This is a genomic window from Butyrivibrio sp. AE2032, assembly GCF_000702965.1.
Window position 1 is genome coordinate 2456617 of record NZ_JNLF01000003.1, and the last position, 11976, is coordinate 2468592.

10 protein-coding genes are annotated in these 11976 nt (G+C 46.2%); all 10 read left to right on the forward strand.

The window, feature by feature from the left end:
* Window positions 1–190 precede the first annotated feature (190 nt).
* The 10 genes from BO18_RS12730 to BO18_RS35995 all read left to right on the forward strand — a co-directional run bounded on the left by BO18_RS12730 (window position 191) and on the right by BO18_RS35995 (window position 11848).
* Window positions 191–2608 (forward strand): GH36-type glycosyl hydrolase domain-containing protein, encoded by a 2418-nt coding sequence (locus BO18_RS12730; RefSeq protein WP_034446609.1) that lies wholly within the window; start codon window positions 191–193, stop codon window positions 2606–2608.
* Entirely contained in the window at window positions 2605–4020 is a 1416-nt protein-coding gene (locus tag BO18_RS12735) for a phosphoglucomutase/phosphomannomutase family protein (RefSeq protein ID WP_034446610.1), read from the forward strand. Before BO18_RS12730 ends, BO18_RS12735 begins: the two co-directional genes overlap by 4 nt.
* Window positions 4020–5705 carry a sensor histidine kinase gene (locus BO18_RS12740; protein WP_034446611.1) on the forward strand — a complete coding sequence of 562 codons (1686 nt, stop codon included), beginning with the start codon at window positions 4020–4022 and terminating at the stop codon, window positions 5703–5705. Before BO18_RS12735 ends, BO18_RS12740 begins: the two co-directional genes overlap by 1 nt.
* Window positions 5706–5804: 99 nt before the next feature.
* Window positions 5805–7223, forward strand: coding sequence for an ABC transporter substrate-binding protein (locus BO18_RS12745; protein WP_034446613.1), 1419 nt, complete (start codon window positions 5805–5807; stop codon window positions 7221–7223).
* A 5-nt stretch (window positions 7224–7228) separates the two neighbouring features.
* Entirely contained in the window at window positions 7229–8116 is an 888-nt protein-coding gene (locus BO18_RS12750; RefSeq protein ID WP_034446614.1) for a carbohydrate ABC transporter permease, read from the forward strand.
* Between the two features lies 1 nt (window position 8117).
* Window positions 8118–8969, forward strand: coding sequence for a carbohydrate ABC transporter permease (locus BO18_RS12755; protein ID WP_034446616.1), 852 nt, complete (start codon window positions 8118–8120; stop codon window positions 8967–8969).
* A gap of 2 nt (window positions 8970–8971) precedes the next feature.
* On the forward strand, window positions 8972–9715 hold the full coding sequence (locus tag BO18_RS12760) for a response regulator transcription factor (protein WP_034446617.1): 744 nt from the start codon (window positions 8972–8974) through the stop codon (window positions 9713–9715).
* Between the two features lie 8 nt (window positions 9716–9723).
* Window positions 9724–10455 (forward strand): glucosamine-6-phosphate deaminase, encoded by a 732-nt coding sequence (gene nagB, locus BO18_RS12765; protein ID WP_034446618.1) that lies wholly within the window; start codon window positions 9724–9726, stop codon window positions 10453–10455.
* Between the two features lies 1 nt (window position 10456).
* A complete protein-coding gene (gene nagA / locus BO18_RS12770; RefSeq protein ID WP_034446619.1) occupies window positions 10457–11593 on the forward strand; it encodes an N-acetylglucosamine-6-phosphate deacetylase in 1137 nt (378 codons plus the stop codon).
* A 120-nt stretch (window positions 11594–11713) separates the two neighbouring features.
* Window positions 11714–11848, forward strand: coding sequence for a hypothetical protein (locus BO18_RS35995; RefSeq protein ID WP_255350935.1), 135 nt, complete (start codon window positions 11714–11716; stop codon window positions 11846–11848).
* Window positions 11849–11976: the final 128 nt, after the last annotated feature.

An 11976-nucleotide genomic window follows, 5' to 3' on the forward strand; every position in this document is an offset into this window, starting at 1 on the left:
AAGTCTCTTTTTTTACGTACATGGGGCGAATGCCTCGCGCTAGTAAGCGAAATCTCTGATTTCGGTTACGTGCGTGGCTCATATTACATGTCTCATTTTGGCATCAGCTAAACAATATGCCAAAATGGGACATTTTCTTTTTGTGCTGATTTCTTACACTAAAAGCATAGAAAAGAATCGGGGGTTATATATGAGATACGGATATTTTGATGAAGAGAACAATGAGTATGTGATAGATAGGGTAGACCTTCCCACATCCTGGACCAACTATCTGGGAGTTGAGGATATGTGCGCGGTGGTGAATCATACTGCCGGAGGATATCTCTTTTACAAGTCTCCTGAGTACCACAGGATAACTAGATTCAGAGGGAATGCTGTTCCTATGGACAGACCCGGAGACTACATTTACATAAGGGATAATGAGGATGGTGATTACTTCAGCATTTCCTGGCAACCAGTGGGCAAGCCTTTGGATCAGGCGAAATATACCACTAGGCATGGCATGAGTGTAACCACTTATGAATGCCAGTATAAGGGAATAAGCGCCAGTGAAAAGCTTAGCATACCAATTGGTGATAATGCTCTTATCTGGGATGTAAAGATCAAAAACGAAAGTGACAGGAAAAGAGATTTAAGTGTCTTTTCCTATGCAGAGTTTTCGTACCACCATATTCCGATAGACAACCAGAATTTCCAGATGAGTTTATACTGTGCTGGATCTGAATACAGGGACGGGACTATTTTGTATGACCTTTTCTATGAGGAAGAAGGATATCAGTATTTTACTGCAAACTTCGAACCCGACGGTTTTGAGTGTCTGAGGGATGAGTTTATCGGGACCTACAACACAGAGACCAATCCGCAGGCTGTTATAAACGGAAAGTGCGACGGCTCCTTTGAGAGGGGTGGGAACCACTGTGCCAGCCTTCAGAAGAACCTGGCCCTTGAGCCTGGAGAGACGGTTCGACTTATCTATTTCCTTGGTGAAGGTGGCTATGATCAGGCCCGGGGCATCAAAGAAAAGTACAACAACCCTTCAAGGCTGGATGAAGCTTATGAGGACCTGAGTAAATTCTGGGAGGATAAGCAAAAAAGGTTTGCAGTTAAAAGCCCTGAGAAGGGTATCGATACCATGATCAATACCTGGACTTTGTATCAGGCGGAGATAAATGTGATGTTCTCAAGGTTTGCTTCCTTCATAGAGGTTGGAGGCCGTACAGGTCTTGGCTACCGTGATACGGCGCAGGATTCCATGACTGTCATCGCCACAAATCCAGAGGGCTGCAAAAAAAGAATAGTTGAACTTCTAAGAGCTCTGACCAGCACTGGCTACGGCATTCATCTCTTTGAACCCCGCTGGTTCCTTCCTGAAGATGAGAAAGAGAAAAAGAAGAAACCTTTCAAATCTCCAACAGTCATTCCTGAACCTGAGGGTGCTTCCAAGGTCCACGGCCTTGCAGATGCCTGCTCTGATGATGCTTTGTGGCTGGTGCCTTCCATTGTGGAGTATGTGAAGGAGACGGGAGACGAGGACTTTCTTAAGGAGGAGTATGGATATGCCGATGGCGGCTTCGGAACTGTCTATGACCACATGAAGAAGATAGTTCTTTTCTCGCTGAAGGAAGTGGGAAGTAACGGAATCTGCAAGGGGCTTCGCGCAGACTGGAATGATTGCCTGAACCTTGGAGGCGGCGAGAGTGCGCTGGTTTCCTTCCTTTTATATCGCGCGCTGATCTGTCTTAAAGAGACAGCTGAATATATCGGTGACAGCTCTTTTGCAAAAGAGCTAGCGGAGAAGATTGACAAACTCTCTGAAGATCTCAACAACATCTTATGGGACGGAGACTGGTACCTGAGAGGTTTCACGGGTTCGGGAAGAAAGATCGGTACCAGAGAAAACAAAGAAGGCCAGATTCACTTAGAGTCCAACGCCTGGGCTGTTTTGTCAGGAGCGGCGGATGAGGAGAAGGGCAAAAGAGCTTTGGACATGATCCACGAGAGGCTGGCCACTCCTTACGGCATCATGTTGAATGCACCGGTGTACACTGAGCCTGATGATGAGGTGGGCTTTGTCACCAGAGTTTATCCGGGACTTAAGGAGAATGGAAGTATCTTTTCCCATCCAAATCCCTGGGTATGGTCTGCGGAGTGCAAAGTGGGAAATGGAGACAGAGCTTTTGAATACTATAAGAGTCTTTGCCCATATTATCAGAATGACTCCATTGAAACAAGATGGGCTGAGCCTTACTCATACTGTCAGTTCATATCCGGCAAAGATCATACCACCTACGGAAGGGCGCATCACCCATTCATGACAGGAAGCGGAGGATGGGCATATTTTGCTGTTACCCATTATATGCTTGGGGTACAGCCTGGCTTTGATGAGCTCATTATCGATCCCTGTATACCAAAGGAATGGGATGGCTTCGAATTAGAGAGAGACTTCAGAGGAACTACATATCATATCAGCGTTAAGAATCCGGACCATGTTCAGAAGGGCGTAAAAAAGCTTATCCTGGATGGACAGGAGGTGACAAAGATATCTGCTTCCTTAAGAGGGAAACATGAGGTAGAAGTGATAATGGGACAAAAGGGGGAAGAGAGATGATAAAGTTTGGTACAGGCGGATGGAGAGCTGTCATAGGTGATGGCTTTACTAAGGAGAATGTCCAGATCCTGGCAAAGGCCATGGCAGAAAAGATGAAGGCAGAGGGGGTTGCTGACAAAGGAATCGTGCTAGGGTACGACAGAAGGTTCCTCTCCAAAGAAGCTATGCAGTGGGCGGGCGTCGTGTTTGCAGCAAACGGCATAAGTGCAAGCCTAATCAATAAGTCCAGCCCAACGCCTCTGGTTATGTTCTATGTCATGAAGCATGAGCTTCCCTATGGAATGATGGTTACTGCCAGTCATAACCCTGCAATTTACAACGGCATAAAGCTCTTTACCCTGGGAGGCAGAGATGCGGATGAGGTGCAGACCCGGGAAGTGGAGGAGTACATCGGAAAGGTGACACTTCCGATTGAAGCAATGGAATATGAGGATGCAAAGGCAGCAGGGCTTATTCGTGAGTTCTATCCTATAAATGAATACATTGACAATATCTTAGAGCGTGTGAATGTAGAGGCAATAAAGGGGGCGTCACTTCGAGTGGCTCTGGATCCCATGTATGGTGTCAGCGAGACAGCAATAAAGACAATACTGCTTACAGCTAGATGCGAGATGGAGACTATCCATGGCAGGCATGACACCCTATTTGGAGGCAAGCTTCCGGCTCCCAACGAAGGAGCAATGAATCCACTTAAGACCTGTGTCATCGACAATCACTGTGATATTGGAATAGCCACCGATGGCGACGCCGACAGGATCGGTGTTGTGGACGACACAGGAAGGTACCTTTCACCCAACGACATCCTGGTACTTCTGTATTATTATCTTGTGAAGTACAGAAACGAGAAGGGCCCGGTAGTCAGGAACCTATGCACCACTCATATGCTTGACAGGATCGCAGAGAGATTTGGGGAAAAGAGCTATGAGGTCCCTGTAGGCTTTAAGCACATCTCCGCGAAGATCACTGAGACCAATGCGCTTATTGGAGGTGAGTCATCAGGAGGTCTTACTGTAAGAGGTCATATCAATGGAAAAGATGGAGTGTATGCAGCAGCTCTTTTGGTAGAGATGCTTGCAGTAACCGGGAAGAAGATATCTGAGATGTTTGATGATATCCAGAAGGAGTTTGGAAAGTTCTACATGCTGGAAAACAACTACTCCTTCAGGGCTGAGAAGAAAAGAGAGTACCAAAAGCTTCTTCTTGAAGATAAAGTGGTTCCTGCCTTTGAAACTGAAGTGGACAGGACTTCCTATATGGATGGCTGTAAGGTATACTTTAAAAATGGGGGATGGGTGTGTGTGCGTTTTTCAGGAACAGAACCACTCCTAAGAATATTCTGTGAGATGCCTGATAAGGGGCTGGCAGAAAGAACCTGTGACACTTATAAAGATCTGTTGGGGCTTGGGGACTGATGAATAGAAAGAACTCTCTTAAATGGCAGATGCTTCGTTTGCTGGCGCTGGGGTGGTTTGTACCCCTGGCTGCTATTGTGGTGGCTTTTCTTGTTGTTGTTTCAGGAAGGATTGATGCCCAAAGCCAGCGTATAATAACAACTTCGATGGAAAAGGCGGCGGATATCAGTATCCTCCGCCTTTTGGACTGCATTGATTCATCAAAGGATGCATCATATCTTTCTTATATCGGGGACTACTGGAATGAGTATCAGGACAGTGGCGATTCAGGAAAACTCTATACCCAGGTAACAAACTTTTTATCCCAACACTACAAGTATGATCCCAGCTTTGATATTACGGTGCTGATCTTTACAGATGAGCCGGACAACCTCTACTACACGGGTAACACCACAGGAAGGGGAAGTGTATCAAGGTTCAGGTTCTTTAAAGACTATGTGCAGGAAAAGGCTCTTTTGATATCTGAAGATCTGGATACCAGGACTGAGTTTTTTGCCATGGACGGACATGTGTATATGATTCGAAACCTGATGGGCAGAGGCTTTAAAAAGTATGCGATTCTTATTATGGAGATAAATCCCGAAGAGGTCTTTGAGAGTTTAAAGAGCGTTTGGGAGTACAAGGGAATGGAGGTTTTCTATAAAGGGGAGAAGCTATATTCTGAGGGGAGCTTTGGTGAAATGCTGGGTCTTGTATCCTGCAAGAGAAAGAGTGTTGATGGTGAATTTACTTTTTCGGTTTTTTATGACACTACAGCTGTTGGGCTTGAAAAGAGATCCATCAACATAACATTCATGATTCTGATAATATTTCTTTTGCCCATGATCTTATTGCTGTTCTATTTCTTCAACAGAAGGATCAACAGACCTATCATAAATCTGACGCAGGCATCAAAGAAGATTGCATCGGGTGAGTATGGAACAACGGTGGATGAGCTTAAAGGGCAGAGTGGAGAGATTGCTGATCTTACCAGGAACTTCAACAAGATGAGCAACAAGCTTGGGGAGCAGTTCAACAGGATATTCGTGGAGGAGATCGCCCTTCGGGACGCCAACATCCATGCGCTGCAATCCCAGATCAATCCGCATTTTTTGAACAACACCCTTGAGATCATCAACTGGGAGGCCAGGATGAACGGGCAGGAAAAGGTATCCAGCATGATAGAGGCGCTGTCAGTCATGATGAGTGCCACCATGGACAGGAACAGGCAGTCACTGATTTCCCTGTCGGAGGAGCTGGAGTACGTGAATGCCTATATCTACATTATCAAGTGCAGGTATCAGGACAGGTTCGTCTACGAAGAACATATAGATAAAGCTCTTTTGCCTGTTAAGGTTCCCAGGCTCATCATTCAGCCGGTGATCGAAAATGCTGTGGAATACAGTTACTCCGAGGACGGCATAAGAAGAGTGAGGATGGAGATTGAGGGAGAGTGCCAGGGTGAAAAGATCGATATGCAGATCAGGATAATCAACCCCGGTGTTCCAAGCGACGAGGACGTGGCCAAGATAAAAGAGCTGCTTAGGGATGATGTGGATATCAAGCCCATGGAGGAGCGCTCCACCAGGATAGGTATAAGGAACGTCCACAGGAGACTGAAGATACTTTACGGCACTGAAAGTGGCCTTGTTATTGAGACTGATGGAAACGGAAATACAATCAGCACTATTTTTGTCAAAAATTGACAATTTCAGCAATCTGATTAAAGAGTCGGCACTGCTATCCTAGAATTACAAAACACGAAACGTGATGCGCACGGGCAGTGCGCAGAAGGGAGAGAATGTATGAAACTTAAAAATCTGACAGCAGTGCTTATGACAGCTCTTATGAGCATCAGCATCATCGGATGCGGAAGCACAGCACCACAGGCAACCCCTGCAGATGCAGGAACACAGACCGAGGCTCCTGCAGCAGAAGCTCCGGCAGCAGAGACACCTGCAGCTGAGACTACAGAGGCAGCAGGTCCTGTAGAGATCACTGTCACCACCACCTTCGCAGGTGAGGACAGCAATGCCCAGAACTACAAGAACGCAGTAGCAGGCTGGGAAGCTGCAACCGGTAACACTGTAAGTGATACTTCAGCAACCAGTGACGAGACCTTCAAGACAAGAATCATCACAGACTTTGAGACAGGGTCAGAGCCTGACGTATTGTTCTTCTTCAACGGAGCAGATGCCAATGATTTCGTTAACGCAGGAAAGGTTGTTTCCATCGACGATATCAGAGCAGAGTTCCCTGAGTTTGCTTCCAACATGAATGACGACCTGATCGCAGCTTCTCCTGCAGATGGCGTTAAGTATGCAGTTCCTGTTAACGGATACTGGGAAGCAATGTTTGTAAACACAAAGGTTTTAGAGGACGCAGGCGTAGCAATGCCCGGCGCAGACTATACATGGGATCAGTTCCTGGATGACTGCCAGAAGATAAAGGATGCAGGCTATGCTCCTATCGCAGCAGCTCTTGGAAATATCCCTCACTACTGGTGGGAGTTTGCTATCTATAATCAGCAGACACCTGCAAATCACCTGGACATCCCCGGCGCAGCTGATGATGCTACAGGCGCTCAGTGGGTAGCAGGACTTGAGGATATCAAGACTCTCTATGAGAAAGGCTACTTCCCTGACAACACACTTTCAGCAACTGATGATGAGACCTTTGCAATGTTTACAGATGACAAGGCAGCATTCCTTCTCGATGGTTCATGGAAGGTGGGCGGTATTGTTGGATCATGCCAGTCAGACCCTGAGGATCCTTCAACACTTGACGCTGACAAGCTTGGCCACTTTGATGTTACTTACTTCCCTGGAAAGGGCAACAGAAAGACCACAGATATGATCGGCGGACTTTCAATGGGTTACTATATCACAACAAAGGCCTGGGAAGATCCTGACAAGAAGGCAGCAGCAGTTAGCTTTGTTGAGTACATGACCAGCGACGAGGTTGTTCCTTTATTCGCACAGCACACCGCTTCAGCTCTTAAGAATGCACCTGCAGTTGATGAGAGCCAGTTCAACGCACTTCAGGTTAAGGCCATGTCCATGATGAGCGGAGTTACATCTCTTACAGGAGCTGTACAGGATCTGTTCAATGGTGACTGCAGAGTATCAACCTTTGACGGAATGCCTGACATTGTAGTAGGCAACGTTTCTGCACAGGATGCAGTTCAGGAAGGTATCGACGTTTATAAGGAAACCATCGAGTAAACGATATGTCGAACATATACAAGAGCAAAAAATACATATTTCTGTTTCTTGCGCCGGCATTTCTCTTTATGATCCTCTACCTGTACTACCCGTTTTTTGTAAACATCTATGGGAGCTTCAGGCACATCAAGAATCTGGGAACCTATGGTACCAGATGGAATGATCCCTGGTTTGACAATTATGTCAAGCTTGCCACTGACCCTGTGGTCTGGACATCACTTAAGAACACATTTCTGATGATCATCGCCACGATAGTGGGGCAGGTGGGAATCGCTCTTTTGCTGGCTTTAATGGTAGATAATATCGGAAGAGGAACTCAGTTCTTCAGAACCGTGTATTTCTTTCCTATTGTAATTTCAGCTACTGCACTGGGCCTTTTGTTCAACCTGATATTCCTTTACGACAAAGGAATGCTCAATCAGTTCCTGGAGGCCCTGGGCAGGACTGAGCTGATCGATTACAAGGGCGAGAATCTTGCCATAGTAACCATGATGATCCCTGTAGTGTGGCAGTATGTAGGCTTCTACTTCGTCATACTGCAGACAGGTCTGAACAACATCTCTCAGGAGCTCTATGAGTCAGCAGAGATCGACGGAGCCACCAGGTTCCAGAGAGTAATATACATTTCACTTCCACTTCTTAGGAACGTGATCTGTACCTGTCTGACTCTTGGAGTTACCGGAGCTCTGAAGGTCTTTGACCTGCCCTGGACCATGTTTCCAAAGGGCATGCCCCTCAAAAAGACATTCCTTACCGGAACCTACATGTACTATCAGACCATGGAGGCAAAGAACGTGGACTATGGAGCAACTCTGGCAGTGCTGATCGTTGTGCTGGGAGTTGTACTTTCAAGGATCACAAGGCGCGTGTTCAAAGAAAGCGAGGACTTCTGATATGAAGAGAAATAAGCTGAGTCTCGCAGTTCTTTATGTGATCCTGGGCGCTTGGGCCCTGACCACCATCTATCCTTTGTTTTGGGTTTTGGAGAACTCCTTCAAGGCCAAGGATAAGATACTAAAGCAGAGTTTTGCGCTGCCGGTGGGAGATCTCTTTACCTTGGCCAATTACAGAAGAGCCTTTGAGAGACTTGATATCGGTCATGCGTATTTAAACAGTATATTTATCTCCGGATGCGTGACAGTGGGAGTAATGATGCTGGCAGGGTTTGCGTCATTTGCTCTTGTGAGATTTGATTTTAAGGCAAAAAAGCTATGCCACACCCTGGTGATCGCGGCAATGATGTTCCCGGTTTTCTCCACCATCATTCCCGTGTACACCATGGAATCAGGCTGGCATATAACAAACACCTCCAGCTGGCTACTTAACATGCTCTCGGTAATCCTGCCACAGATAGCAGGTAACATGAGCTTTGCCATAATAGTGCTGATGGGCTATGTTATGTCGCTGCCACTGGAGCTTGAGGAGGCAGCGCATCTTGAAGGCTGTTCAATACCACAGATATTCTTTAAGATCGTTGTTCCCCTTGGAAAACCCTCATTTGTAACTGTTGCGATTTTCTCGTTCCTTTGGAGCTACAACGACCTGTTCACCCAGATGTTCTTCCTTAGAAGACCTGAGATGCAGGCCATCACCAGGCTCCTCAACGAGCTGACCTCTAAGGAAGGAACTAACTACGGCCTTATGGCAGCAGCTGTTACACTGGTAATCATACCCGTAATAGTAGTGTATATTTTCCTGCAAAAATATATAATAAAGGGGATGACAGCAGGTGCAGTAAAGGGATGAGTATGTATAAGGTACTTATTGTTGACGATGAGCCCGTGATCGCGGAGGGGCTTAAGAAAATAGTTGATTGGGAGAAATATAACTGTGTTGTGGCAGGGACAGCCTCTTCGGGAAAAGAGGGTCTGGAAATGGTTGAGAAGTGCGAGCCGGACATCATCTTTACTGACATAAGAATGCCCGGAATGGACGGCCTTACCATGATCGCAGCCCTGCGCTCCCAGCACAGGAACCTTCAGGTTATAATCCTCACAGGCTACAGGGACTTTGACTATGCCAGGGAGGCGCTGAATCTGGGCGTCTTCAGATATCTGGTAAAGCCCTCGAAGATGAAGGAGCTGAATGAGGCCATGGAGAGCCTGTCAGAGAGGCTTGCTAACATTTCCAAAGCCCAGCAGGAGGATCTGGAGGAGGACAATTCCAGCGCCAACAATTTCATCGTCAAGCAGGCAATAAGCTACATGGAGCTCCACTACAGGGAGAAGCTTACTCTGACCGATGTGGCTGAGAAGGTTTATGTTAGCCACTGGCATCTGAGCAAGCTCCTCAACAGCACAGGCAAGAGCTTTTCTGATGTCCTCAACGAGATCAGGATAGAGAATGCAAAAGAGCTGATGGAGGATTCTTCACTGCACATAGCTGATATATCAGACAGAGTGGGCTTTGCTGATACAGCGCATTTTTCCAGGGTTTTCAAGAAATATACAGGCATGAGTGCAAATGAATACAGAAACAGATTCCTGAGGTAGAGTGCGCAATGAAAATAGTTAGAGCAAAAGATTACTATGATATGAGCAGAAAAGCTGCCAATATAATCTCGGCTCAGATAATAATGAAACCGGATTGTGTCCTGGGACTGGCCACCGGCTCGACACCCATAGGCACTTACGAGCAGCTGGTTGAATGGTATAAAAAGGGAGACCTTGATTTTTCTTCGGTCACCACTATCAATCTTGATGAATACAGGGGAGTAACAAAAGAAGATCCCCATAGTTATTACTATTTCATGAGGGAAAAGCTCTTTTCACAGGTGAACATAGACCTTAGCAGGACCTATATCCCTGATGGAATGGATGATGATGCTCAACATGCATGCAGGTTTTATGAAGAGATAATCAGTCGCTGCGGCGGAATTGACCTGCAGCTTTTGGGCCTGGGTCATAATGGTCACATTGGATTTAATGAACCTGGCACAGCATTTGAAGCCAGGACCCATCTTGTAAACCTGACAGAGGCCACAAGAAAAGCAAACCAGAGATTTTTTGCTGATGATGAGAATGTTCCCAGGCAGGCTTATACCATGGGCATCAAGTCTATCATGCAGGCAAAGAAGATCGTGGTTGTGGTAAGCGGCAAAGATAAAGCTGAGGCTCTTTGCGCTGCTGTTCAGGGTGAGATAACGCCTAATGTACAGGCGTCTGTTCTTCAGCTGCACAATGATGTTACAATAGTAGCGGATCAGGAAGCGTGCAGCTTGTTAGAGGTGTGAGATGAAGATTACAGGGGCTTTGGTCTTCGGAGAAGACAGAAGGTTCAGTAAAAGAGATATTTATATTAAGAATGGATTGATTACAGACGAGGCATCTGATTTCCGGGAGGAAGTGGATGCCTCCGATTGTTATGCAATTCCGGGACTTATCGATCTGCATTTCCATGGGGCGCTGGGGTACGATGTTTGCGATGGTACCCTGGAAGCCTTTGAAAAGATATCTGAGTATGAGGCCAAAAGAGGTATTACTGCAATCTGCCCGGCAACACTTACACTTCCGGTGGATGATCTGAAAAAGGTTCTGGCACTTGGAGCAGAGTATGCGCAAGGTGAATATTCTAAAGCATCCGATATTGTTGGTTTTAATATGGAAGGCCCTTTCATCAGCAGGGTTAAAAAGGGCGCTCAGAATGAGAAGTATATTTTGCCATGCTCGCCTGACCTGGTGAAGGAGTTTTACGATTCTTCAAAAGGTCTTTTGAAAATAATAGGTCTGGCTCCGGAGGATAACCCTGGATTTGAACAGTATATAAGCGCTGTGAAGGGAAAGGTTACCGTTTCTTTAGCGCATACTGGAGCAGACTATGACACAGCTAAAAGAGCTATCGAAGCAGGCGCATGTCACGCAGTACACTTATACAATGCCATGACTGGCTTTGACCACAGAAATCCCGGCGTGGTGGGAGCTGTGTTTGATAGCGATAATGTCACAGCTGAAATAATCTGTGATGGTATTCACGTGCATCCGGCAGCAGTACGTACTGCTTTTAAAGTGCTGGGCAGCGAAAGGATGATACTTATCAGTGACAGTTTAAGGTGCACAGGTATGCCTGATGGGGAGTATGTCCTTGGTGGTAAGCAGATAGTTAAAAATGGAAAAAGGTGCACCCTGAAAAACGAAGGAAATATCGCAGGTTCTGTGTCGGATCTTATGGACTGCATGAGGAACGCTGTTCTTGAAATGGGAGTTCCTCTGGAGGATGCTGTGGCTTCAGCGTCGATAAATCCGGCACGAATACTGGGTGTGGATCATAAATATGGGGCTATCCGAAAGGGTAACCGGGCGAACATAGTTCTTTTGAATAAGGAGGATCTCAGTCTCAATTCTGTCTACAAAGACGGCTTCAAAATCATATAAAATACATTCCGCGACAAAAAAAAGACATTTTTCGACAATCATACGTAATGAAATACTTTTTTGGGTAAACTATACTCAGGAATAAAACTTATTTCACTTTATTGTAACAGGGGGCTTGGAATGAGTAGTCATAAGTATGATGAGATGGGCCTTTTGGTGGTTCAGGAAAACTACTGTTGTGATCATTTCGAACCGGATGATGGTGCTCTTGTTCCCATGAGGGAATGCTGGTGCTGTAATGACAGTCTGGGTTGATGCAGCGCCATCTTCGCTGCTTGAGGATAAGAACAAGAGAGTAATTATCCTGCAAGATTGGATGGTTTATAGTCCATTCCTTTACACCACGTGAGTACATCCTGAAACCGCAGACAGGGCAGAAATGC